General features: G+C 71.5%; 21 protein-coding genes and 1 pseudogene. 4 read left to right on the top strand and 18 right to left on the bottom strand.

The window, feature by feature from the left end; all coding sequences use genetic code 11:
• Nucleotides 1-138 precede the first annotated feature (138 nt).
• The 13 genes from nusB to ACFWBF_RS33265 form a co-directional block, all read right to left on the bottom strand.
• Nucleotides 139-573 carry a transcription antitermination factor NusB gene (nusB, locus tag ACFWBF_RS33325; protein ID WP_385224784.1) on the bottom strand — a complete coding sequence of 145 codons (435 nt, stop codon included), beginning with the start codon at nt 571-573 and terminating at the stop codon, nt 139-141.
• 2 nt (nt 574-575) lie between these two features.
• On the bottom strand, nt 576-1142 hold the full coding sequence (efp, locus tag ACFWBF_RS33320; RefSeq protein ID WP_385224782.1) for an elongation factor P: 567 nt from the start codon (nt 1140-1142) through the stop codon (nt 576-578).
• A 59-nt stretch (nt 1143-1201) separates the two neighbouring features.
• The gene (locus tag ACFWBF_RS33315; protein WP_385608380.1) at nt 1202-2311 is read right to left on the bottom strand and encodes an aminopeptidase P family protein; all 1110 of its coding nucleotides are present in this window, start codon (nt 2309-2311) and stop codon (nt 1202-1204) included.
• Between the two features lie 79 nt (nt 2312-2390).
• Complete coding sequence (locus tag ACFWBF_RS33310; RefSeq protein WP_385608379.1) at nt 2391-3167, bottom strand: AAA family ATPase; 777 nt, start codon at nt 3165-3167, stop codon at nt 2391-2393.
• A gap of 124 nt (nt 3168-3291) precedes the next feature.
• Nucleotides 3292-4383, bottom strand: a complete 1092-nt coding sequence (gene aroB / locus ACFWBF_RS33305) for a 3-dehydroquinate synthase (RefSeq protein ID WP_385608378.1) — start codon at nt 4381-4383, stop codon at nt 3292-3294.
• On the bottom strand, nt 4380-4898 hold the full coding sequence (locus ACFWBF_RS33300) for a shikimate kinase (protein WP_385608377.1): 519 nt from the start codon (nt 4896-4898) through the stop codon (nt 4380-4382). Before ACFWBF_RS33300 ends, aroB begins: the two co-directional genes overlap by 4 nt.
• Nucleotides 4895-6079, bottom strand: coding sequence for a chorismate synthase (aroC, locus tag ACFWBF_RS33295; RefSeq protein ID WP_385608376.1), 1185 nt, complete (start codon nt 6077-6079; stop codon nt 4895-4897). Before aroC ends, ACFWBF_RS33300 begins: the two co-directional genes overlap by 4 nt.
• Before the next feature lie 164 nt (nt 6080-6243).
• Entirely contained in the window at nt 6244-7068 is an 825-nt protein-coding gene (locus tag ACFWBF_RS33290) for a shikimate dehydrogenase (RefSeq protein WP_385608375.1), read from the bottom strand.
• A complete protein-coding gene (gene mltG / locus ACFWBF_RS33285) occupies nt 7065-8732 on the bottom strand; it encodes an endolytic transglycosylase MltG (RefSeq protein WP_385608374.1) in 1668 nt (555 codons plus the stop codon). Before mltG ends, ACFWBF_RS33290 begins: the two co-directional genes overlap by 4 nt.
• A gap of 127 nt (nt 8733-8859) precedes the next feature.
• Nucleotides 8860-9330: a Holliday junction resolvase RuvX gene (gene ruvX / locus ACFWBF_RS33280; RefSeq protein WP_385608373.1), complete on the bottom strand. Its 471-nt coding sequence runs from the start codon at nt 9328-9330 to the stop codon at nt 8860-8862.
• 2 nt (nt 9331-9332) lie between these two features.
• Nucleotides 9333-12002 (bottom strand): alanine--tRNA ligase, encoded by a 2670-nt coding sequence (gene alaS, locus ACFWBF_RS33275; RefSeq protein ID WP_385608372.1) that lies wholly within the window; start codon nt 12000-12002, stop codon nt 9333-9335.
• Nucleotides 12002-12364 (bottom strand): DUF6167 family protein, encoded by a 363-nt coding sequence (locus ACFWBF_RS33270; RefSeq protein WP_385608371.1) that lies wholly within the window; start codon nt 12362-12364, stop codon nt 12002-12004. The genes alaS and ACFWBF_RS33270 overlap by 1 nt, the downstream gene beginning before the upstream one ends.
• An 8-nt stretch (nt 12365-12372) precedes the next feature.
• Nucleotides 12373-12801, bottom strand: coding sequence for a DUF948 domain-containing protein (locus tag ACFWBF_RS33265; RefSeq protein WP_385608370.1), 429 nt, complete (start codon nt 12799-12801; stop codon nt 12373-12375).
• A 148-nt stretch (nt 12802-12949) separates the two neighbouring features.
• Between ACFWBF_RS33265 and ACFWBF_RS33260 the strand changes: the two are divergent.
• Nucleotides 12950-15199, top strand: a pseudogene (locus ACFWBF_RS33260) (ATP-binding protein).
• Nucleotides 15200-15226: 27 nt separating this feature from the next.
• On the opposite strand, the gene rpsD reads toward ACFWBF_RS33260, so the two are convergent.
• Nucleotides 15227-15838, bottom strand: coding sequence for a 30S ribosomal protein S4 (gene rpsD, locus ACFWBF_RS33255; RefSeq protein ID WP_008740451.1), 612 nt, complete (start codon nt 15836-15838; stop codon nt 15227-15229).
• A gap of 235 nt (nt 15839-16073) precedes the next feature.
• On the opposite strand from rpsD, the gene ACFWBF_RS33250 reads away from it, so the two are divergent.
• The gene (locus ACFWBF_RS33250) at nt 16074-16766 is read left to right on the top strand and encodes a DUF2470 domain-containing protein (RefSeq protein ID WP_385608369.1); all 693 of its coding nucleotides are present in this window, start codon (nt 16074-16076) and stop codon (nt 16764-16766) included.
• A 391-nt stretch (nt 16767-17157) separates the two neighbouring features.
• Here the strand turns inward: ACFWBF_RS33250 and ACFWBF_RS33245 are convergent, their stop codons facing one another.
• The 4 genes from ACFWBF_RS33245 to ACFWBF_RS33230 all read right to left on the bottom strand — a co-directional run bounded on the left by ACFWBF_RS33245 (nt 17158) and on the right by ACFWBF_RS33230 (nt 21354).
• Nucleotides 17158-18513, bottom strand: coding sequence for a replication-associated recombination protein A (locus ACFWBF_RS33245; protein ID WP_385224754.1), 1356 nt, complete (start codon nt 18511-18513; stop codon nt 17158-17160).
• A 71-nt stretch (nt 18514-18584) separates the two neighbouring features.
• Nucleotides 18585-19202, bottom strand: coding sequence for a vitamin K epoxide reductase family protein (locus ACFWBF_RS33240; protein ID WP_385608368.1), 618 nt, complete (start codon nt 19200-19202; stop codon nt 18585-18587).
• Between the two features lie 159 nt (nt 19203-19361).
• Entirely contained in the window at nt 19362-20621 is a 1260-nt protein-coding gene (gene hisS / locus ACFWBF_RS33235; RefSeq protein ID WP_385608367.1) for a histidine--tRNA ligase, read from the bottom strand.
• Between the two features lie 10 nt (nt 20622-20631).
• A complete protein-coding gene (locus ACFWBF_RS33230; RefSeq protein WP_385608366.1) occupies nt 20632-21354 on the bottom strand; it encodes an MBL fold metallo-hydrolase in 723 nt (240 codons plus the stop codon).
• Nucleotides 21355-21519: 165 nt separating this feature from the next.
• Here ACFWBF_RS33230 and ACFWBF_RS33225 point away from each other — a divergent pair, with 165 nt between their 5' ends.
• Nucleotides 21520-22302 (top strand): peptidylprolyl isomerase, encoded by a 783-nt coding sequence (locus tag ACFWBF_RS33225; RefSeq protein WP_385608365.1) that lies wholly within the window; start codon nt 21520-21522, stop codon nt 22300-22302.
• Nucleotides 22303-22493: 191 nt separating this feature from the next.
• A complete protein-coding gene (locus tag ACFWBF_RS33220; RefSeq protein WP_385608364.1) occupies nt 22494-23723 on the top strand; it encodes a DUF349 domain-containing protein in 1230 nt (409 codons plus the stop codon).
• Nucleotides 23724-23784: the final 61 nt, after the last annotated feature.

Below are 23784 nucleotides of genomic sequence, written 5' to 3'. Positions count from 1 at the left end.
CACCCTCTTTTGCGGGGGCTGCGTCCTTGTTTATTACGCTCCTGTGGCGTCCGGGCGCCCCCGGCCGCCCCCCCCCCATTCCGTCGGGCCCCCCGGGGGGGGCGGGGGGGGCCCTTCCGTAGGAAGCGTCGGCGCGCGTCAGCTCTCGCTGCGGCGCAGGTTCGGCTTCAGGTCCTTGAACCGGCCGAGCAGCCCGTTCACGAACGAGGGCGACTCGTCCGTGGAGAACTCCTTGGCCAGCTGGACGGCCTCGTCGATGGCCACGGCGTCCGGGGTGTCGTCCACCCAGATCAGCTCGTAGGCACCGAGGCGCACGATGTTCCGGTCCACGACCGGCATGCGGTCGAGGTCCCAGTCCACGGCGTAGGTGATGATCAGGTCGTCGATGCGGTCCACCTTGTCGGCGTACCCCTCGACGAGATCCATCGTGAAGGCGCTGACCGGCGGCTGCCGGTCGTCGGACCTCGCGTGGCGGATCCAGTCCGCGAGGACCTCGCGCACGGGCACCCCGCGCTGGTCGGCCTCGAACAGGATCTGGAAAGCGCGCTTGCGCGCGTTGCTCCGGGCAGCCACGGTTAGCTGTTCACCCGGCCGAGGTAGCCGCCGGTGCGGGTGTCAACCTTGACCTTCTCGCCGGTGGTGACGAAGAGCGGGACCTGCATCTCGTAACCGGTCTCCAGCGTGGCGGGCTTGGTGCCGCCGGTGGAGCGGTCGCCCTGGACGCCCGGGTCGGTGTGCTCGATGACGAGCTCGACCGCGGCCGGGAGCTCGACGTAGAGCACCTCGCCGTCGTGCTGCGCCACGGAGGCGGTGAAGCCCTCCAGCAGGAAGTTGGCGGCGTCGCCGACAGCCTTCTTGTCGACCATCAGCTGGTCGAAGGTGCCCATGTCCATGAAGACGAAGTACTCGCCGTCCATGTACGAGAACTGCATGTCACGGCGGTCGATGGTGGCCGTCTCGACCTTCGTGCCGGCGTTGAAGGTCTTGTCGACGACCTTGCCGGAGAGCACGTGCTTGAGCTTGGTGCGCACGAAGGCCGGGCCCTTGCCGGGCTTGACGTGCTGGAACTCGACGACGGACCAGAGCTGGTCACCGTCGAGCTTGAGCACCATGCCGTTCTTGAGGTCGTTCGTGGAAGCCACGGTTGCGGAATCTCCTGCACTGGAAGACCACGGGTGCGCGCACAGCCCGCCGCGGCGGGCTAGAGCGCAAGCAGTTCCTTGGTCGTAATGGTGAGTAGCTCGGGACCGCCGTCCGCCTCGGGGCGTACGACGAGCGTGTCATCGATCCGGACACCTCCCCGGCCCGGGAGGTGAACCCCCGGTTCGACGGTGACCGGCACGCAAGCGTCCAGTTTACCCATTGCCGTAGGTGCAAGCTGCGGGTCCTCGTCGATTTCGAGACCGACGCCGTGTCCGGTCCACGGAGCGAGGGCTTCACCATGACCTGCGGAGTCGAGTACGGAGCGGGCGGCATGGTCCACATCGCGGTACGCGGCGCCGGGCAGCAGGGCCTCGCGCCCGGCCCGTTGGGCCGCGAAGACGAGCTCGTACAGCTCGATCTGCCAGTCGGCGGGGGTGGTGCCGATCACGAAGGTACGGCCGATCTCACACCGGTAGCCGCGGTAGTTCGCGCCCAGGCAGACGGACAGGAAGTCGCCCTCCTCCACGCGCCGGTCGGAGGGCCGGTGCCGGGAGCGGCCCGAGTGCGGGCCGGTGCCCACGGAGGTCGGGAAGGCCGGTCCGTCGGCCCCGTGGTCCACCAGGCGGCGCTCCAGCTCCAGGGCCAGGTGCCGCTCCGTGCGGCCCACGAGGATCGACTCCAAGAGCTCGCCCAGGGCCTGGTCGGCGATCTCCGCGGCGATCCGCAGGCAGGCGATCTCCTCCTCGTCCTTGACCAGGCGCTGCTGTTCGACGGCCGTGCCGAGGTCCGCGAGGCGCAGCCTGGGCGCGACGGAGCGCAGGGCGCGGTGGCGGCCGACGGTGAGGTGGTGCTCCTCGACGGCGAGGGACTCGGCCCGCGCGGAGGCGGCCAGGTCGGCGGCCGCGACGGCCGGGTCACTGCCGGGACCCTCCAGCACGGAGAGCCTCAGCCGCTCGTCGAGCCGCCCTTCGTCGGACTCCCCGGTGGGCGGGCCGGCGCAGAAGAGCATGTCCTCGCCGGCGGGCCCGACCAGGAGTACGGCGCCCAGCGGAGACGCCCCGGTGAGGTAGCGGACGTTCGCCGGACGCGTGATCAGTGCGGCGGCGTTCCCCGCGGCGGCACAGCGGTCGCGAAGCAGGCCCCGGCGGGCCGCGTACACGTCTGACATGTTTTCGAGCCTACGAGCGCCCGGCGCATCCGGCCTGGTGAGCGCGTCCGGACGGGGCCTCCGGGGCCCCGCCGCGACATCACCAGGGCGGGGGCGCCGCGATGGCCCGGGCCAGCGTCTCGTCCAGGGCGCGGGCGGTGCCGTCGACGTCCAGGTGCGAGTTGTCGATGATCGGCAGTCCGGAGCCGTACCAGCCCGCCATGCGGCCGTGGATCCGCGCGACCTCCTCGTCGGAGAGCCGGCGGTTTCCGGAGCGGGCCGCGTTGCGCTCCAGGACGATCTCCAGGCCCGGCAGCAGCACGACGGGCAGCAGGGCGGGCCCCACGTGCCGCTTCCAGCCGCCGAGCCCGACCACCGGCCGGTCGGGGAAGACGGCGTCGTCGAGGATGCAGGAGATGCCGTTCGCCAGGAAGTTGCGGGCGGCGAAACCGCACGTACGGCGGGCGAGGCGGTACTGGGCCTCGGAATGGTCGTTCCAGCCCGCCTGCGGGTCCGCGAAGCCCGAGCACACCCATTCCCGTACGTCGTCCAGGCTGATGTGCGCGGTGGGGACGGGCCGGGTGGCCGCCCAGTGCCGGGCCACGGTGGTCTTGCCCGCCCCGGCGGGGCCGATGAGCAGGACGGCGAGCGTGGCCCCGCCGGTCCCCGCGACCGCGGGCGGCAGCGGGACGTGCCCGGTGGCCGCGTCGGGGACCGGCGCGGCCGACGCCATCGGCGCGTGCTGTACGGGGGGCGCCGCGGCCACCGGCACGGGCGGCACCGGCCAGCCCTGCGCAGGCGGTATCGGCGGCTGCGGGGGCGCCGCCGGGTGCTGACCCGACGACTCCCAGCTCACGCCCCCCACTCCATGCTGCATCCGGTGCCACTCCGTCTCGTTCCCACACGACTGATGCGAGAACGTTATACGACCGCGGGTGTCCGACGGTTCACGCCCGCCCGTTCACGCCCGTTCGTTCACGCCCGCCGGTCAGGTCGACCGCTCAGGCCGCGACCTCGCCGAACGCCGCCACCAGGACGGCCGGGTCGGGCCCTTCCAGCACGGTCGGCTTGGCCAGCCCGTCCAGCACGATGAAGCGCAGCAGGTCGCCGCGGGACTTCTTGTCGACCTTCATGGCCTCCAGCAGCTTGGGCCACTGGTCGCCGCGGTAGGTCAGCGGCAGCCCCACCGAGGCGAGCACCGCCTTGTGCCGGTCGGCCGTCGCGTCGTCGAGGCGGCCCGCGAGCCGGCCGAGCTCGGCCGCGAAGACCATGCCCACCGACACGGCGGCGCCGTGGCGCCACTTGTAGCGCTCGTTCTTCTCGATGGCGTGCGCGAGGGTGTGGCCGTAGTTGAGGATCTCCCGCAGCCCGGCCTCCTTCAGGTCGCTGGAGACCACGTCGGCCTTGACCTGGATCGAGCGCACGATCAGCTCGGCCGTGTGCGGCCCCGCGGGCGTGCGCGCCGCCTCCGGGTCCGCCTCGACCAGATCGAGGATCACCGGGTCGGCGATGAAACCGGCCTTGATGATCTCGGCGAGGCCGCTGACGTAGTCGTTGACCGGCAGCGAATCCAGCGCGGCGAGGTCGCAGAGCACGCCCGCCGGCGGGTGGAAGGCGCCGACGAGGTTCTTGCCCTCGGCGGTGTTGATGCCCGTCTTGCCGCCGACCGCGGCGTCCACCATGGCCAGGATGGTGGTCGGCACGGCGATCCAGCGCACCCCGCGCAGCCAGGTGGCCGCGACGAAGCCCGCGAGGTCGGTGGTGGCGCCGCCGCCGACGCCGACGATCACATCGGTCCGGGTGAAGCCGGACTGGCCGAGCGCCTTCCAGCAGTACGCCGCCACCTCGGCCGTCTTGGCCTCCTCGGCGTTCGGCACCTGGATGGCGACGGCCTCGTAGCCCTGCTCGGCGAGGTCGTCGCGCAGGGCCTCTCCGGTCGAGGCCAGGGCCTCGGGGTGGATCACGGCGACCCGCCGGGCCTTCGTACCGATCAGGCTGCCCAGTTCGCCGAGCAGCTGACGGCCGACCAGCACGTCATACGGGTCGTGGCCGGCGCCGCCGCCGACGTGGATGCGCGTCACCTGGTCTGTCATACGTCCTTCAACTCCAGAGCGTCGAGGACCGCCTGGGCGACCTCTTCGGGGGTGCGGTCGTCGGTGGCCACCACGACTCGCGCGACTTCGGTGTACAGGGGGCGCCGGGCCTCCATCAGCTCGCGCCACTGGCGGCGCGGGTTGACGGCGAGCAGCGGGCGCGCGGCGCCGAGGCCCACGCGTCGTACGGCCTCTTCGACGTCCATCGACAGATAGGCGACGGGCAGCCCGGCCAGCAGCGCGCGCGTCCCCTCGTCGAGGACGGCCCCGCCGCCGAGGGCGAGGACTCCGGTGTGCCCGGCGACGGCGGCCGCGACCGCCTGCCGCTCCAGCTCGCGGAAGTACGGCTCGCCCTCGTCGACGAAGATGTCCGAGATCTCCCGGCCCTGCGCGGCGACGATGTCCGCGTCGGTGTCCCGGTAGGCCGCGCCGAGCCGCTGTGCGAGCAGCTCGCCCACCGTGGACTTGCCGGACCCCATGGGTCCGACCAGGACGACCACTGGTCCCCCCGTCACCGGATCTGCAGGTTGTCGAGGTACGAGCGCACGTTGCGCCGGGTCTCCGGTACGGAGTCGCCGCCGAACTTCTCGACGACGGCGTCGGCCAGCACCAGGGCGACCATGGCCTCGGCGACGATGCCCGCGGCGGGCACGGCGCAGACGTCGGAGCGCTGGTGGTGCGCGACGGCGGCCTCGCCGGTGGCGACGTCCACGGTCGCGAGCGCCTTCGGCACGGTCGCGATCGGCTTCATCGCGGCCCGTACGCGCAGCAGCTCGCCGGTGGTCAGACCGCCCTCGGTGCCACCGGAGCGGCCGGAGGTGCGCCTGAGGCCCTCGGGGGTGGAGACGATCTCGTCGTGGGCCTGGGAGCCGGGCACGCGGGCGAGGTCGAAGCCGTCGCCGACCTCGACGCCCTTGATGGCCTGGATGCCCATGAGCGCGGCCGCGAGGCGCGCGTCGAGGCGGCGGTCCCAGTGGACGTGCGAGCCGAGGCCGACCGGCACCCCGTACGCGAGGACCTCGACGACTCCGCCGAGGGTGTCGCCGTCCTTGTGGGCCTGGTCGATCTCCGCGACCATCGCCTTCGACGCGTCGGCGTCGAGGCAGCGCACCGGGTCCGCGTCGAGCTTCTCGACGTCGGCGGGGGTCGGGTAGACGCCGTACGGGGCCTTGGCGGCGGCCAGTTCGACGACGTGCGAGACGATCTCGATGCCCGCGGTCTCCTTGATGAAGGACCGGGCGATGGCTCCGAGGGCGACGCGCGCGGCGGTCTCGCGGGCGCTGGCACGCTCCAGGATCGGGCGGGCCTCGGAGAAGCCGTACTTCTGCATGCCCGCGAGATCGGCGTGGCCGGGGCGCGGGCGGGTCAGCGCCGCGTTACGGCCGGTCTCCTTGAGCAGCGACGGGTCGACCGGGTCGGCCGACATCACGGTCTCCCACTTGGGCCACTCGGTGTTGCCGATCATGACGGCGATCGGTGACCCCTGCGACAGCCCGTGGCGAACGCCGCCGAGGAAGGTGATCTCGTCCTGCTCGAACTTCATCCGGGCACCGCGCCCGTAGCCGAGCCGGCGCCGGGCCAGGTGGTCGGCCACCAGCTCGGTGGTGACCGGGACGCCGGCGGGAAGCCCCTCCAGCGTCGCCACCAGCGCCGGTCCGTGCGATTCCCCGGCGGTCAGCCAACGCAACCTGCTCAACGATGCTCCTCATGCTCGCGCCTGGTACAGCGACGGCGCGATCGGGTGCGCGGCCCGGACCCGCCTCACCCGATCCTCCCATGTCCGGGTCGGTGCGCCGCCCTCGGTCCAACTGTCGGACGACGACGCACCCACGCAGGGTGACGGGTGCGGCTATCCGCTCCCTACATGTGGCGCTCGCGCAGGGCCGCTTCACCGGCGGCCCGCATGGCGGCGAGCGGGCCCGGGGTGCGGCCCGTCATCTGCTCGACCTGGAGCACCGCCTGGTGGACCAGGAGGTCCAGGCCGCCGAGGAGCTTTCCGCCGCGCTCGGACCAGGCCGCGGCGAGCGCGGTCGGCCAGGGCTCGTACAGGACGTCGAACAGCGTGCCGGGGCGCTCGGGCACGGCCGCGGCCAGCTCGTCCGTCGCACCGGCCGGGGTCGTGGCGATCACCAGCGGCGCCGTCAGCGCCTCGGCCGCGTCCGACCAGTCGGCCGTGCGGACGGGCACGCCGAGCCGCTCGCCCCAGTGGCGCATCTCGTCGGCGCGGGCCCGCGAACGGACGTACGCCGTGACCTCGCCGGCGCAGACCCGCGAGAGCGCGGCGAGCGCCGAGGAGGCGGTGGCCCCGGCGCCGAGGACGGCGGCGGACTCCACCTTCTCCACGCCCCGTTCGCGGAGCGCGGAGATCAGGCCGGGGATGTCGGTGTTGTCGCCGATCCGCCGGCCGTCCTTCGTGAGGGCGACCGTGTTGACCGCCTCGACCGAGGCGGCGGTGTCGCTGATCCCGTCGAGCAGCGGGATGATCGCCCGCTTGAGCGGCATGGTCAGCGAGAGCCCGGCCCACTCGGCGCCGAGGCCGGCCACGAACGCCGGGAGCGCGGCCTCGTCGATCTCGAACCGGTCGTAGGACCAGTCGTCGAGGCCGAGCTCCTGGTACGCGGCGCGGTGCAGCACCGGGGAGAGGGAGTGCTCGATGGGTGAGCCCAGCACTGCTGCGCGTATCACTGGCCGGTCTTCTTCCGTTCCTCTTCGTACTTCTCGCGGTTGCGGTTGTGCTCGGCGTTCGTCACGGCGAACAGCGTCTCGTCCTCGTTGATCGACACGAAGTAGTACCAGGGGCCGGGTGCCGGGTTGAGCGCCGACTTCAGCGCGTCCGGACCGGGGTTGCCGATGGGACCGGCCGGCAGGCCCTTGATCTTGTACGTGTTGTACGGATCGTCGATCTTGCGGAGCTCGTCGACGGAACCGATGTCCAGCGTGCTCTGGCCCTTCATGTAGTTGACCGTGGAGTCGAAGTCGAGCAGGCCGTACGTCTCGGTGTTGCCCGGCTTGAGGCGGTTGTAGACGACCCGGGAGATCTTGTCGAAGTCGTGCTGGTACCTGCCCTCGGCCTGGACGAGGCTCGCGACGGTGAGGAGCTGGAGCGGATTCTCCAGGTTCAGCTTCGCGGCCTGCGCCTTGAGGTCCGCGTTCCCGTAGGCCTGGGTGGCCTTGGCCACCATCTCCTTGAGGAGGGTCTGCGGGGTCGCCTCCTTCTTCAGGTCGTAGCGCGCCGGGTAGAGGAAGCCCTCCAGCGGGTCCTTGATCTTCGGGTTGGTGTTGGCCCAGTCGGGCAGCCCGAGGGTCTTGAACTCCTTGGTGGCGACGTCGTGCGTCGTGCCGTCCTTGAGCTTGAGGCGCTTGTCGATGGCCTCGTAGACCTGGACGTTGCGCCAGCCCGGGATGACGTCGAGGGCGTTGAGGCCGGCGCCGTTCGCCATGAGGTCCACGGCGGCCTTGCCCGACATGTGCTCCTTCATCGCGTACGAGCCGGCCTGGATGGCGCCGCCCTTGGGGTGCACGTGAGCGGCGTCGACGAAGGCCTGCGCGCTCGCGACGACGCCGTGCGCCTTGAGGATGCGGCCCATCTCACCGAGGCCGGTGCCCTTGGGGATGTCGATGCTGACGGAGCCGGTGCCCTCGCCCGCGTAGTCCTCGGCCGCGCCGAACTTGGCCTTGAGGTACGTGTAGCCGTAGTAGCCGCCACCGCCGACCACGCCGATGATGACGACGGCCGCGACCAGGCACGCCGTACCGCTGCGCTTCTTCGGCTTGTCCTTCGAGCGGCCGGAGCGGCGGCCGGAGGGCTCGTCGCCGTCGCCGCCCTTGCCCGCGCCGCCGGCCAGGAACGAGTCGGCCTCCTCGGCCGTCTCCTCGTCCTGCCACTGTTCCTCGGGCTCCGTGGCCACGCGGCGCCGGCCCGGGGGCTGCGGCGGCGGGTAGGCCTCGGCGGTGCTGTAGAGGTCGGGGGCCTCGCCGGGGTAGGCGGCGACGGGCTGCTGCTGGGCGTACGGGTCCACGCCGCCCGCGTACGGGTCGGTGGTCTGCGGGACCTCCAGGTACTGGCCCTGGCCGGTGTCCCAGACCTGGCCGCCGCCGTACGTCGGCTGCTGCGGCTGCTGCTGGTACTGCTGTGGGTGGGGCTGCTGCTGGTACTGCGGCTCCGGGTACTGCGGGTCTTGGTACTGCGGGTCTTGGTACTGCGGCTCCTGCGGATACTGCTGCTGCGGGCCACCGCCATAGGGCATCCGGCCCTGCTGGGGCTCGTGCCCGATCCACCCCTGGTCCCCGTACTGCGGGTCCTCAGGGTGCCACGGTTCGGGGCCAGGGCCCCGGCCATACTCAGTCATCGATCCCCTAGAGCCGCGAGACGAAGGCCGCGGCTCCGTCTGCCGCGACACCCGGTTCCGCCTCTTTGGTGGTGGGCGACGGCTGTTCGAATGCCGTCACGTCGCGCGGAACGTTACCGTATCGCGATCAGACAATTACTTCGACGCACTCACCAGGCGGATTACCTGATACCCGTTCGGTCTCCAAAGCGTTCTGAAGGATGACCACTGCGGCTGCCTGGTCGATGACCGACCGGCCCTTCTTCGCGTTCCTACCGGCGGCCCGCAGCCCTTGGGCGGCGGTGACCGTGGTCATCCGCTCGTCCACCAGACGGACCGTCACCGGCTTGATGCCCTTCGCCAGTTCGTTCGCGAAGACACGCACCTTGGCCGCGGCCGGCCCCTCCCGCCCGCTGAGCGAGCGGGGCAGGCCGACCACGACTTCGAGGGGCTCGTACTCCTCGACGAGCTGCCGCAGCCGCCGGTGGGCGAAGGGGATGTCCCGTCCCGGAACGGTCTCGACCGGTGTGGCCAACACCCCATCGGGGTCGCACGAGGCGACCCCGATCCGGGCGTCCCCGACATCGACGGCGAGCCGGCGGCCGCGGCGCAGAGTCATCGTCAGGCCGTCTCGACGACGAGGCGCTCGACGGCGCTGATGGCCTCCGGGATGGCGCCCGGGTTCTGGCCGCCGCCCTGGGCGACGTCCGGCTTGCCGCCACCGCCGCCGCCGAGGGTCTTGGCGGCCGTACGGACCAGGTCGCCGGCCTTGAGGCCGCGCTCGCGGGCCGCCTCGTTGGTGGCGATGACGGTCAGCGGGCGGTCGTTCGCCACGGTGAACAGGGCGACGACGACCGGGCGGTCGCCCTGGATGCGGCCGCGGACGTCGAGGACCAGCTTGCGCAGGTCGTCGGCGCCGGTGCCGTCCGGGACGGTGCCCACGACGAGGGCGACGCCGTGGATGTCCTGGGCGTTCGCGGCGAGACCGGCAGCGGCCTGGAGGACCTTCTCCGCGCGGAACTTCTCGATCTCCTTCTCGGCGTCCTTCAGCTTGCCGAGCATGGAGGCGATCTTCTCCGGGAGCTCCTCGGGACGGCCCTTGACCAGCTCCTGGAGCTGGGCGACGACGGTGTGCTCCTTGGCGAGGAAGTTGTACGCGTCCACGCCGACGAGGGCCTCGACACGGCGTACGCCGGAGCCGATGGAGGACTCGCCGAGCAGCTTCACCAGGCCCAGCTGGGCGGTGTTGCCGACGTGCGTGCCGCCGCACAGCTCCTTGGAGAAGTCGCCGATGGTCACGACGCGCACGCGCTCGCCGTACTTCTCGCCGAACTCGGCGATGGCGCCCTGCTTCTTCGCCTCGTCGATGCTCATGATCTCGGCGGTGACGTCGAGCTCGCGGGAGAGCACGTCGTTGATCTTCTGCTCGACGTCGGTGAGCACCGTGCCGGGGACGGCGTTCGGGGAGCCGAAGTCGAAGCGGAAGCGGCCGGGCGAGTTCTCGGAGCCGGCCTGGGCGGCCGTCGGGCCCAGGGCGTCGCGCAGGGCCTGGTGGGTCAGGTGCGTGGCGGAGTGGGCGCGGGCGATGGCCCGGCGGCGGTTGATGTCGATGGCGGCGTACGCGGAGGCGCCCACCGTCACCTCGCCGACCTGGACGGAGCCCTTGTGCACGGACACACCGGGGACCGGCTGCTGGACGTCGCGGACGACGATGACGGCGCCGGAGTCGAGCTTGATGCGGCCCTGGTCGGCGAGCTGGCCGCCGCCCTCGGCGTAGAAGGGGGTGCGGTCGAGGACGACCTCGACCTCGTCGCCCTCGGAGGCGGCGGGCGCGGAGACGCCGTTGACCAGGAGGCCGACGATGGTGGACTCGCCCTGGGTGGTGGCGTAGCCGGTGAACTCGGTGGCGCCGGAGCCGTCGGCGATCTCCCGGTAGGCGGACATGTCCGCGTGGCCGGTCTTCTTGGCCTTGGCATCGGCCTTGGCGCGGTCGCGCTGCTCCTGCATCAGGCGGCGGAAGCCGGGCTCGTCCACGGCGAGGCCCTGCTCGGCGGCCATCTCCAGGGTGAGGTCGATCGGGAAGCCCCAGGTGTCGTGGAGCAGGAAGGCCTTGTCGCCGGAGAGGACCGTGCCGCCGGCGGCCTTGGTCTCGGTCACGGCGGTGTCGAGGATGTTGGTGCCACCCTTGACGGCCTTGAGGAAGGCGGCCTCTTCGGCGAGCGCGACGGTCTGGATGCGCTTGCGGTCGGTGACCAGCTCCGGGTACTGCCGCCCCATCGTGTTGATCACGACGTCGACGAGGTCCTGGACGACCGGACCCGTGGCACCCATGAGGCGCATGTTGCGGATGGCGCGGCGCATGATGCGGCGCAACACGTATCCGCGGCCCTCGTTGCCGGGGGTGACGCCGTCGCCGATGAGCATGACGGAGGTGCGGATGTGGTCGGCGACCACGCGCATCGAGACGTCGGTGCCCTGGGCGGCGCCGTACTGCACGCCGGTCAGCTCGGTGGCCTTGTCCATGACCACGCGCAGGGTGTCGGTCTCGTACATGTTCTGTACGCCCTGCAGGATCATGGCGAGGCGCTCGAGACCCAGACCGGTGTCGATGTTCTTCGACGGCAGGTCGCCGAGGATCGGGAAGTCTTCCTTCCCGTCGCCGGCGCCGCGCTCGTACTGCATGAAGACCAGGTTCCAGATCTCCACGTAGCGCTCGTCGTTGACCGCGGGGCCGCCCTCGACGCCGAAGTCGGGGCCGCGGTCGTAGTTGATCTCGGAGCACGGGCCGCAGGGACCCGGGACGCCCATGGACCAGAAGTTGTCCTTCTTGCCCAGGCGCTGGATGCGCTCGGCGGGGACGCCGATCTTCTCGCGCCAGATCTGCTCGGCCTCGTCGTCGTCGAGGTAGACGGTGATCCAGAGCTTCTCGGGCTCAAGGCCGAAGCCGCCGTCCGCCACGGGGCTGGTGAGCAGCTCCCAGGCGTACTGGATGGCGCCTTCCTTGAAGTAGTCGCCGAAGGAGAAGTTGCCGCACATCTGGAAGAACGTGCCGTGGCGGGTGGTCTTGCCGACCTCTTCGATGTCCGGCGTACGCACGCACTTCTGCACGCTGGTGGCGCGGGGGGCCGGGGGCTTGGTCTCGCCGAGGAAGTACGGCTTGAAGGGGACCATGCCCGCGTTGACCAGCAGCAGAGTCGGGTCGTCCGCGATGAGCGACGCCGAAGGGACAACGGCGTGACCGCGCTCCTCGAAGAAGCTCAGCCAGCGGCGGCGGATTTCAGCCGACTCCATCAGTGGTCCTCATTCCGGTTGTACGTAACCGCCGAGTGGTTCGGGCGGTGGGTGGTCTGGTCGTGCTGGTCGTGCTCGATGGCCCGCAGCCGCCGCGGCCCCGGGAGGGCGGTGACGTTGTCGGGACGGTCGGGGTCGTGGTGCAGTCCCAGGGCGTCGTTCAACTCGTCCTCGCGCTGGGTCATTCCCGCCTTGACGTCGAGCGCGAAGTCCTTGAGGCGGTGGCCCGCCTCGACGGCCTTGTCGGCGGCCTGGGCGGCGAGGCTCTCCGGCGTCAGCTTCTTCAGCTGCCGGTTGACCTTGGTGGTGGCCCACACGCCGGCGGCCGCGCCGGCGGTGAACCAGAAGGCTCGGCGGAACATCGGAGGTCTCAGCCCTTCTGCTTCCGGCGCCGGGCAGCCGGCACCGTACGGCCGACGATCACGGTTCGTCGGGGGGTCTTCTGCGGCGCCTCGTCCGTCCGGCCGAGCGCCTTGCGCACGCCGTAGCCGAAGGCCGCGATCTTGACCAGCGGGCCGCCGAAGGTGGAGGCCACGGTGGAGGACAGCGCGGAGGCGTTGGAGGTGACCTCCTGGACGTCGCTCGCGATGGCGTCGACCCGGTCGAGCTGGGTGCGCGCGGAGCGGACGGTCGTGGAAGCGTCCGCGAGCAGCGGGACGGCCTGCTCGGTCACGTCGGCCACCAGCTTGGTGGTCGCCTTGAGCACCTGGGCCAGCCTCACCAGCACCACGGCGAGGAAGGAGACCAGGATGGCCCAGAAGACGGCCACGAGAATCCCGGCCACCTCTCCACCGGACACGTTGCACCGCTCCCTGCACCTGGAAAATCCACGGAAAAAGTCGTCCTCCGACCCTATCGCGCCGGAGATCCCCGGCCGTACCGGAATTCCGGGTGCGCCGCCCCTCGCCTTGTACGCGCCGCATGCGGACCGCTACCCTCCGTGTCCCATGCGACACAGACCCCTCCCCGGCAGGCCCCGCGGCAATCTTCCCTCGGAGCTGGGCGGCTTCGTCGGCCGGGGTGGAGAACTCGCGGAGTTGGGGCGACTGCTGGAGACCTCGCGACTGGTCACGGTGACCGGTGTCGGCGGGGTGGGCAAGTCCCGGCTGGCGCTGGCGGCGGCGCGCGGGCCATGGCCGGCCGAGGATGCGCAGGAACGCTACTGCGACGGCGTATGGCTGGCCGAGCTGTCCGGCGTACGGGATGCGGCGCTGCTGGAGCTCACCCTGGCCGAGGCGCTCGGGCTGACCGACCACACCACCCGGCCGCCGCGGACCGTACTGGCCGAACACCTGGCCGGGCGGCGGCTGCTGCTGGTCCTCGACGGGTTCGAGCAGCTGGTCGAGGAGACCGCCGAGCTGGTGCGGGAGCTGCTGCGCCGCTCCCCCGGCCTGCGGGTGCTGGCGGCGGGCCGGCGGCCCCTGGCCGTGGACGGGGAGCTGGCCTTCCCGCTGGCCCCGCTGGATCCGGCCGAGGCCTTGGAGCTGCTGGCCGCGCGGGCCTCGGCGGCCGACCCCGGCTTCGCCGTGACCGACGCGAACCGCGCCGTGCTGGGCGAGCTGTGCGCCCGGCTCGACGGGCTCCCGCTGGCGCTGGAGCTGGCGGCGGGCCGGCTGCGGGCGCTGTCCGCCGCGCAGGTGCTGGCCCGGCTCGAGGACCGCTTCACGCTGCTGACGGGCGGCTCGCGCGGGGCGCTGCCGCGGCACCGGGCGCTGCGTACGGCGATCGGCTGGAGCCATGAGCTGTGCACGGCCGAGGAGCGGCTGCTGTGGGCGCGGCTCTCGGTGTTCGGCGGGCAGTTCGACCTCGACGCCGCCGAGTACGTGTGCGCGGGCCCGGACCTGCCGGTGGAGTCCGTGCTGGACCTGGTCGGGGAGCTGCTCTCGCAGTCCCTGCTGGTCCGGGAGGAGACGGCCGCGGGCATGCGCTACCGGATGCTGGAGACCGTACGGATCTACGGGGCGGGCTGGCTGGAGTCGCTGGGCGACGCGGGGCGGCTGCGGCGCCGGCACCGGGACTGGTACATGGGCCTGGCGACGTGGTGCGAGCTCGACTGGTTCAGCCCGCGCCAGCAGGAGGTGGCCGCGCTGGTGGAGGCGGAGCTGCCGAATCTGCGGCTGGCGCTGGAGTGCTGCCTGGACGAGCCGGAGGAGATCCACCTGGGCCGGTACCTGGCGGGCACCCTGTGGTTCTACTGGGCGGGCTGCGGCCGGCTCACCGAGGGCCGGCACTGGCTGGAGCGCACCCTGGAGGGCGGCCGGGGCCCGGCGGAGTCGGAGCACGAGGGCTCGCGGCTGAAGGCGCTGTGAGTGCTCGGCTACGTCGCGGCCCTGCAGGGGGACGCGGTGGCCTCGATGAGCGCGCTGTACGAGTGCCGGGACCGGGCCCGGGCGAGCGGGAACGCGCTGGCCGCGGCCTACGCCGTACACCGGCTCGGCTGCCTGGCGCTGATCTCGGACGACATGGGGCGGGCCGCGGAGCTGCTGCGCTCGGCGCTGGAGCGGTACCGGGCGGCCGGGGAGCTGAACAGCAACGTGCTGATGTGCCAGGTGGAGCTGGCGATGACCCTGGCCTTCCAGGGGGACCTGCCGGCCGCGCTCGCGCTGAGCGAGGAGGTCCGGGACATCTGCGAGGAGCGCGGGGAGCGCTGGACGAAGGCCTACGCCCTGTACGTCCTCGCCTACGCGGCGCTCGACGCGGGCGCCGTGGCGCAGGCGCGGCGGCTGCTGACGGAGTGCGTGACCATCAACCACACGTTCCGGGACCTGGTGGGCCTGGTGCTGGCGGTGGAGCTGCTCGCGCTGGTCAACGTCACGGAGGGCAGTCCGGCGGAGGCCGCGGTGCTCCAGGGCGCCGCGGAGCCGCTGTGGGACGGGGTGGGGATGCAGCTCTTCGGCTCGGGGTACTTCAACGCCCCGCGGCTGATGTGCCAGGAGCGGGCGGGTGAGCTGCTGGGCGCCGAGCGGTACGCGGCGTGCGCGGGGCACGGGCGCACCCTGTCGGTGGACGAGCTGGTGGAGCGGGCCCTGCGGGCGCCGGAGCCGGCGGCCGCGCCGGGGTCGATGCCACGGCCCCGTCCTGCGCCGGGACCGGCCGCCGGACCGGGCACGGGCACGGGCGAGGGCTCGGGCTCGGGCGCAGGGCACCGGGGAAACAGGAAGCCCGCCGGCTCCCCCAAGGGGGAACCGGCGGGCTGACCAGCCTGTGAGGCTACGTCCGCTGGATCAGCGGGCGTAGTACTCGACGACGAGCTGCTCGTCGCAGATGACCGGAATTTCCTTGCGGTTCGGGTCGCGGTCCAGGCGGAAGGCCAGGGCCTTCAGGTTGACCTGCAGGTAGCGCGGGGTCTCGCCCTCGCCTGCGTAGCCACCCTCACGGGCAACCTGGAACGGAACCTTCTCGCGGCTGCGCTCGCGCACCGTGATGACGTCGTCCGGGCGGACACGGAACGACGGCTTGTCGACCTTGTCGCCGTTGACCTCGATGTGGCCGTGAACGACCATCTGGCGGGCCTGGTAGATGGTGCGGGCGATGCCCGAACGCAGAACCAGGGCGTCGAGGCGACGCTCGAGCTCGACGACAAGCGCCTCGCCCGTCTTGCCTTCGGCCTTCTTGGCGCGGTCGTACGCGCGGGCCATCTGACGCTCAGAGATGTCGTACTGAGCGCGCAGACGCTGCTTCTCCAGCAGACGAACCTTGTAGTCCGAGTTCTGCTTGCGGCCACGGCCGTGCTCGCCCGGCGGGTAGGGGCGGGCCTCGAAGTACTTGACGGCCTTCGGGGTCAGCGCAATGCCGAGGGCACGCGACTTCTTGACCTTGGGTCGCTTCTGGTTCACGTGGAACCTACCTCCATGTAAGTTAGGTGAGGCTTACCTTAGCGAGGAGGACGTAATGTCTCGACCGCATGGGATCCCCCTGCCCAGTGCGCATCGAAGTTCAGATCCAAACGAAACAGGATCTGCTTTCGACGACGATAGGCAAGGTCAGCCGCGTCCCAGGGAAGGCGTTCGGCAGCTCACCGGAGCCGAACGCGTACGAACCCTCGTAGAGTCCAACGCCTCAGTATCCCTCATGCTCCCGGGTGCTTGTGACCGGGAGGAACTCGGGACAGGGGTGCCCGCCACACGGACCGTCACCCCGGACGGGGACGTGATTCTCCTGGTATCAGGGGAATCCGCGGCTGCCAGGGCAGCCGCTCACGCCCAGGACGACGACCTCACCGCCGTGATCGAGATCACGGATGTGGCGCCGGTGTCCGTGCCCCATCGTATCCGAGGCCGCGCGTGGCTGGCCGGGTGGCTGACCGCGGTCCGCGGGGACGACCGCGCGGCCTGTGCGGCGCTGCTCGCGGAACGCCGTCCGGTGGGTGAGCTGCTGGGATTGTCGGGGCCCCAGGCATGGGTCCTGCTCCGGCTGGAGGTCGGCGAGATCTCGGTCGACGACCTGTGGGGCGCCGAGCACGTGGACCCGGAGGACCTCGCCGCGACGGAGCCCGACCCGATGGTGGCGCACGAGAGCGAGCTGCTCCAGCATCTGCACGCGGCCCACGGCGACCGGCTCGGCGAGCTGTGCGGCCTGCTGGGCGCGCGGGAGGACTCCGGCATGAAGGCGATTCCGCTGGCCCTGGACCGCCTGGGGCTGCGCGTGCGCTTCACCGGGGGCGCGACCGGCTCCTTCGACGCCCGCTTCGACTTCCCGGATCCGGTGGCCGACGTCGGCGGCCTGCGCCGCGCGATGCACACCCTCTTCTCGGCGGCCTCGTAGGAGGTTCCGGGTCCTACGCCGGGCAGGTAGGGCAGTTCCTTGCCGGTGTACGTGTCGTGCAGCACCCCGGACAGGACGACGCACGGGCACCCTCGCGCAGTTCGTCGAAGGCGCGGCGCAGTACGTCGTCGCGGGTGTCGCAGCCCCGTTGCGGCCGCCCACGGCGTCGGTTGCGTCGGACCGGTACCGGCCGAAGTTCTCGCGCCGGTACGTCTCCCGGTTCCGGCCCCACTCGACCTTCAGCCCGGCCAGCCGGGCCCCGGCGGCGACGGCACCCGCCCGGCCAGGGCCGCGGCGACTTTGAGGATCAACGGCACGGGACGTCCGATGCGCGGCAGCCCCAGGGCTCTCCCGTAACCGGGCTCCGCCCGGATCCGCAGTGGGCCGGCGGTCAGGACCCGCCGCCGCGCAGGCGCTCGCGGACCTTCTCCACCACGTCCGCGTACCGCGCCTCCGCGCCGTACCGCGTCGGCTCGTAGTACCGCTTGCCGTGGATCTCGTCCGGCGCGTACTGCTGCGCGGCGATGCCGCCCGGCACGTCGTGCGGGTACACGTACCCCACCGCGTGCCCCAGCTTCGCCGCCCCCTTGTAGTGCCCGTCCCGCAGATGCGCCGGCACGGCCCCCGCCAGACCCGCCCGGACGTCGGCCAGCGCCGCGCCGATCGCGGTGGTCGCGGTGTTCGACTTCGGGGCCAGCGCCAGCGCGATGGTCGCGTGCGACAGCGTCAGCGCGGCTTCCGGGAAGCCGATCATCGCGACCGCCTGCGCCGCCGCCACGGCGATCGGCAGGGCCGTCGGGTCGGCCAGCCCGATGTCCTCGCTCGCCGAGATCATCAGCCGGCGCGCGATGAACCGCGGGTCCTCCCCCGCCTCGATCATCCGCGCCAGATAGTGCAGCGCGGCGTCCACGTCCGAGCCGCGGATCGACTTGATGAGCGCGCTCGCCACGTCGTAGTGCTGGTCACCGTCCCGGTCGTACTTGACCGCAGCCCGGTCGACCGCCTCCTCCACCGTCTGGAGGGTGATCTCGTCCTCGCCCTTGGCGATGGCCGACCCGGCCCCCGCCTCCAGCGCCGTCAGCGCCCGTCGCGCGTCGCCACCGGCGATCCGCAGCAGGTGCGCCTCCGCATCGGCCGGCAGGGAAACGGCCCCGCCCAGCCCCCGCTCCTCCGTCAGGGCCCGCCGCATCAGGGCGCTCAGGTCCTCGTCCGTCAGCGGCTCCAGCGTCAGCAGCAGCGACCGCGACAGCAGCGGCGAGATGATCGAGAAGTACGGGTTCTCCGTGGTCGCCGCGATCAGCGTCACCCAGCGGTTCTCGACGGCCGGCAGCAGCGAGTCCTGCTGCGCCTTGCTGAAGCGGTGGATCTCGTCGAGGAAGAGCACGGTCTCCTTGCCGTACCCGCCCGCCGCTCGCCGGGCGCCCTCGATGACGGCCCGTACCTCCTTGACGCCCGCGGTGATCGCGGACAGCTCCACGAACCGTTTCTGCGTCGCCTGGCTGACCACGTACGCGAGCGTGGTCTTGCCGATGCCCGGCGGGCCCCAGAGGATGACCGACGAGGCTCCGGCCGGTCCCCCGGCACCCTCCCCCACCAGCCGCCGCAGCGGCGAGCCCGGCTTCAGCAGGTGCTGCTGGCCCACCACCTCGTCCAGGGTGCGCGGGCGCATCCGGACGGCGAGCGGGGAAGTCGAGGGGTCCTTCTCCTGGCGGTCTTCGGCAGCGGCGGTGAAGAGATCTGGTTCCACACGGGAAGCCTATGCGAGCCCACCGACACTCCCGCCGGACCGATCAGGAAGGACCGGGGGGACCTGGAGGATCAGGAGGTCCAGAAGTCCCACCAGCGGGTCAGGATCAGCATCCCGACGATCCCGATGTGCAGGACGGGCGGCACCCACGCGAATTCGTCGAAGAAGCCCCGCAGCCAGCCCGGTGCGGGCAGCAGCCGGTTGCGGACGTTGTGCGAGGTCACGTACCAGAACATGACGATGGTGGCGACCCAGGCCAGGCAGCACCACAGGCACAGCGAGTTGATGTTGTACAGCGACTGGTACATCAGCCAGGTGCAGAAGCCGACGCCGAAGAGGGCGCCCGCGTTGAGCGTGAGCCAGTACCAGCCGCGGAACCGGGCCCCGGCGAGCAGGCTCATCCCGACGCAGATCACGATCCCGTAGGCGACCAGCCCCAGCATCGGGTTCGGGAAGCCGAAGGCGGACGCCTGGTCGCTCTTCATGATGTTGCCGCAGGAGACGATCGGGTTCAGGCTGCAGGCCGGCGTGAAGTTCGGGTCCTCCAGCAGCTTGAACTTGTCGATCGTGATCACCCACGCGGCGAGCAGGCCCGCGGCTCCCGTGATCACGAGCAGCAGGGCCAGCGCCCGGCTGCCGCCGACGGTCCGCGGTGCGGCGGTGTCTGCGTCAGTGCCTCGTGTCGTCATACCGCCCGCTCCACATCTGCAAGGTCATAAAGCAGGGGCCATTGTGCCGTACGAGGCCTGCCGTCCACCGTTCGGTGGACATAAGTTCGGTGGACATAAGGAGGCGCGGGGCCCGGCCGGGGCAGAGCCCCGCGAACCCCGCGCCACGTGCAACGGCCGTCAGGCCAGGCGGGCCTGGACCGTGGCGACCAGATCGGCGACCGCCACGGAGGTCTGCTCCCCGGACTGCATGTCCTTCAGCTGGACCACGCCCTCCGCGAGATCCCGGTCACCCGCGACCACGGCGAGGCGCGCCCCGCTCCGGTTCGCGTCCTTCATCGCACCCTTGAGGCCCTTGCCCCCGTACGAGATGTCCGCCGCGACACCCGCCCGCCGCAGCTCGGTCACGAGCCCGAACAGCACCGGCTTGGCCTCGCCCAGCGCCACCGCGAAGACCGAGGTGGCCGCCGGAATGTCCAGCGCGACGCCCTCCGCCTCCAGCGCGAGCACCGTACGGTCCACGCCCAGCGCCCAGCCCACCGACGGCAGCGCCGGGCCGCCGATCATCTCGGACAGGCCGTCGTAGCGGCCGCCGCCGCCGACCGCCGACTGCGAGCCCAGTCCGTCGTGGATGAACTCGAAGGTGGTCCGGGTGTAGTAGTCGAGCCCGCGCACGAGCTTCTCGTCGTCCTCGAAGGCGACGCCGGCCGCCGTCACCAGCGCCCGCACCTCCTCGTGGTACGCCTTGCACGCGTCACACAGGAAGTCCCGCAGCATCGGGGCGCCGACCAGCTGCTTCTGGACGTCCGCCCGCTTGTCGTCGAGCACCCGCAGCGGGTTGATGTCGGCCCGGCGCACGGTGTCCGCGTCCAGGTCGAGCCCGCGCAGGAAGGCCTGGAGCGCCTCCCGGTACACCGGACGGCACTCCTTGTCGCCCAGCGAGTTCAGCAGGATGCGGAAGTTGCGCAGGCCGAGCGAACGGTAGGCCTGGTCGGCCAGGATGATCAGTTCGGCGTCCAGCGCCGGGTCCTCGGCGCCGATCGCCTCGGCGCCGACCTGCGAGAAGTGGCGGTAGCGGCCCGCCTGCGCCCGCTCGTAGCGGTAGTACGAGCCGGAGTACCAGAGCTTGACGGGCAGGCCGCCGAGCTTGTGCAGGTTGCCCTGGAGCGCCGCGCGCAGCACGGAGGCGGTGCCCTCGGGGCGCAGGGCCAGCTGGTCGCCGCCCTTCGTGGTGAGGGTGTACATCTCCTTGCTGACGATGTCGGTGGACTCGCCGACACCTCGGGAGAAGAGCTCGACGTTCTCGAAGCCGGGGGTCTCGACGTACCCGTAGCCGGAGTTCCTCAGCGGCGCGGCGATCGCCTCGCGCACCGCGAGGAAGGTCGCCGAGCGGGGCGGCAGCAGGTCGTACGTGCCCTTGGGGGCCTGGAAAGTACTCACGAAACTCTCGTCACATTCCTCGTCGTGGGGCGGGGGCGGCACCACTCGGGTTCGCTCCCAGGCCGGCGGCGACTTCCCGCAGGTACGGGTTGGTCGCGCGCTCGCGGCCGATGGTGGTCTGGGAACCGTGGCCGGACAGCACCACCGTCGAGTCGTCCAGCGGCAGGCACACGCGGGCCAGCGACTGGAGCATCTCGGCGTGGGAGCCACCGGGCAGGTCGGTGCGTCCGATGGAGCCGGCGAAGAGCAGGTCGCCCGAGAAGAAGACCGGCGGGATGTCGGCCAGCTCGGGCATCCGGAAGGTCACCGACCCCTTCGTATGGCCGGGCGCGTGGGCCACCGAGAAGTCCATTCCGGCCAGCTTCAGGGCGGCGCCGTCGGTGAGTTCGCGGACGTCGTCCGGCTCGCCCACGGTCAGCTCGCCCATGAGCGGCATCCCGATGGAGCGGCCGAGGGCCTTCTCCGGGTCGCTCATCATGTAGCGGTCCTCGGGGTGGATCCAGGCCGGTACGTCGTGTGCTCCGCACACCGGGACCACGGAGGCCACATGATCGATGTGGCCGTGGGTCAGGACGACCGCGACGGGCTTGAGCCGATGCTTCTTCAGCGTCTCCTCGACACCCTGCGTGGCCTGGTGGCCCGGGTCGATGATGACGCACTCCTCACCGGCGGCGGGGGCGACCACATAGCAGTTGGTCCCCCAGGCCCCGGCGGGGAACCCGGCAATCAGCACGTTCGTCCCTCAATCGTCGTCCGGCGGGAGCTTCGGCAGCGGCCGTGGATCGGAATGCTGCTGCTCAGAGCCTACCGGCGCCGCTCATTACACAGCGAACCCATATACGGTACGGCCTAGCCCAGCCCGGACAGCGGTACCAGAGACGCACAAGGAGACGACCCGGTGGTCACGAGCGATCAGCGGCGGCGACAGCTCGCCAGGGAAAAGTACGAGCGCCAGCAGAAGCGTCGGGTCGAGGCCCGTCACAAGACGCGTCGGCGGATGGCCGTGATCGGCGCGGCGGTGGCCGTCGTCGTCGCGACACTCGTCGGCCTCGTGGTCGGCGGCGTGTTCGACAAGGACAAGAAGGACCAGGCGGCCGACCCGGCCGCGAACCCCTCGGCGTCGCCGACGCCGAAGCAGTCGCCCTCGCCCGCGATGGCGATCGACGACAAGGCGAAGTACACCTTCGCGCTGAAGACCAGCGCGGGCGACGTCACGTTCGAGATGGACGCGGCGAAGACCCCGCAGACGGTCAACTCGTTCAAGTCGCTCGCCGACAAGAAGTTCTTCGACAACACCAAGTGCCACCGCCTGACGACCTCCGGGATCTTCGTGCTCCAGTGCGGCGACCCCGAGGGCACCGGCATGGGCGGCCCCGGCTACACCATCCCGGACGAGAACCTCGACTCGCTGGGCAAGCCCAACGAGCAGGGGCAGGTGGTCTATCCGGCGGGCACGGTGGCGATGGCGAACACCGGCCAGCCCGGCTCGGGCGGCAGCCAGTTCTTCCTGGTCTACAAGGACAGCCCGCTGGCTCCGTCGTACACGCCCTTCGGCAAGATCGACGCGGCCGGCCTGAAGGCCCTGGAGGACGTGGCCAAGGCCGGCACGGTCGACGGAGGCCAGGACGGGGCGCCCAAGACCCCGGTCACCATCGAGCAGGGCACCGTCACCAAGAACTGACGGGAGTACGGCGGCCCGCACGGGCCGGCGTCCCGCCCGTACGGCGATATTCCGTCGTGCGGGATGCGGACAGCCGGCCCGGCGGTCGCCTATGTTGGCGTTGTGCAGGGCGGGCGCTGCCCGCCCCAGGAAACTGTGGACGATGCCCAGGGGGGCGAACCCCCTCGCAGGCATCAGGTGGAGGAGGCGCTGTGAGCAGCGACCCGTGGGGCCGAGTCGACGAGACCGGCACCGTGTACGTGCGTACTGCCGATGGCGAGAAGGTCGTCGGCTCGTGGCAGGCCGGCACGCCGGAGGAGGCCCTGGCCTACTTCGAGCGCAAGTACGAGGGCATTGTGGTCGAGATCGGCCTCCTCGAACGACGGGTGCGGACCACCGACCTTTCGGCCAAGGACGCGCAGACGGCCATCGACCACCTGCGCACGCAGGTGGACGAGCACCACGCCGTCGGCGACCTCGACGCCCTGCGCGTCCGGCTGGACAAGCTCGTGGCGACCGTCGACTCCCGGCGCGAGGAGCGCAAGGTCCAGAAGGCCAAGCAGACGGACGAGGCCCGCGCGGCCAAGGACGCCCTGGTCGTCGAGGCCGAGCAGCTGGCGCAGAGCGACCAGTGGCGCAGCGCCGGCGAGCGGCTGCGGGCCCTGGTGGACATCTGGAAGGGTCTCCCCCGCCTCGACCGCAAGTCGGACGACGAGCTGTGGCACCGCTTCTCGCACGCCCGCTCCGCCTTCTCCAAGCGCCGCAAGGCGCACTTCGCCTCGCTCGACGCGCAGCGTGAGGACGCGCGCAAGGTGAAGGAGAAGCTGGTCGCGGAGGCCGAGTCGCTGTCGAAGTCGACGGACTGGGGTCCCACGGCGGCCCGCTACCGCGATCTGATGACGGACTGGAAGGCTGCGGGTCGGGCGCAGCGGGAGTCCGAGGACGACCTGTGGAACCGCTTCCGCGGTGCGCAGGACGTGTTCTTCGCGGCCCGCGGCGAGGTGTTCGCGGAGCGCGACGCGGAGCAGGTCGAGAACCTGAAGCTGAAGGAGGAGCTGGCCGACGAGGCCGAGAAGCTCGTCCCGATCACCGACCTGAAGGCGGCCCGTGCGGCCTTCCGCTCCCTGAACGAGCGCTGGGAGGCCCTCGGCCACGTACCGCGGGACGCGCGTCCCAAGGTCGAGGGCCGGATGCACTCCGTGGAGCGGGCGATCCAGGAGGCCGAGGAGGGCGAGTGGCGCCGTACGAACCCGGAGGCGCGGGCCCGCGCGGCCGGTCTGACGGGTCAGCTCCAGGCGGCCGTCGACAAGCTGCGTGGGCAGATCGACGCCGCGCGCGCCGCGGGCAACAACGCGAAGGCCGACAAGCTGGCCCGGGAGCTGGAGGGCCGCCAGGCCCTGCTGGACCAGGCGCTGAAGGGCCTGGAGGAGTTCGGCGGCTGAGGCCCCTGGGCCTCGTGCGCTGACCCGCACATGACGGTGGGCGCCACCCCCGAGGGGGTGG

Origin of the sequence: Streptomyces sp. NPDC060028, assembly GCF_042736725.1 — a bacterium.
Classification (GTDB): Bacteria; Actinomycetota; Actinomycetes; order Streptomycetales; family Streptomycetaceae; genus Streptomyces.
This window is presented reverse-complemented; position numbering and strand designations above follow the sequence as displayed.

What these genes read in the sequence shown, in the direction of transcription:
- ACFWBF_RS33315 (WP_385608380.1), bottom strand. Translation starts at nt 2,311, where the DNA reads ATGTCAGACGTGTACGCGGCCCGCCGGGGCCTGCTTCGCGACCGCTGT.
- ACFWBF_RS33310 (WP_385608379.1), bottom strand. Translation starts at nt 3,167, where the DNA reads ATGCAGCATGGAGTGGGGGGCGTGAGCTGGGAGTCGTCGGGTCAGCAC.
- aroB (WP_385608378.1), bottom strand. Translation starts at nt 4,383, where the DNA reads ATGACAGACCAGGTGACGCGCATCCACGTCGGCGGCGGCGCCGGCCAC.
- mltG (WP_385608374.1), bottom strand. Translation starts at nt 8,732, where the DNA reads ATGACTGAGTATGGCCGGGGCCCTGGCCCCGAACCGTGGCACCCTGAG.
- ruvX (WP_385608373.1), bottom strand. Translation starts at nt 9,330, where the DNA reads ATGACTCTGCGCCGCGGCCGCCGGCTCGCCGTCGATGTCGGGGACGCC.
- alaS (WP_385608372.1), bottom strand. Translation starts at nt 12,002, where the DNA reads ATGGAGTCGGCTGAAATCCGCCGCCGCTGGCTGAGCTTCTTCGAGGAG.
- ACFWBF_RS33270 (WP_385608371.1), bottom strand. Translation starts at nt 12,364, where the DNA reads ATGTTCCGCCGAGCCTTCTGGTTCACCGCCGGCGCGGCCGCCGGCGTG.
- ACFWBF_RS33250 (WP_385608369.1), top strand. Translation starts at nt 16,074, where the DNA reads ATGCTCCCGGGTGCTTGTGACCGGGAGGAACTCGGGACAGGGGTGCCC.
- ACFWBF_RS33240 (WP_385608368.1), bottom strand. Translation starts at nt 19,202, where the DNA reads ATGACGACACGAGGCACTGACGCAGACACCGCCGCACCGCGGACCGTC.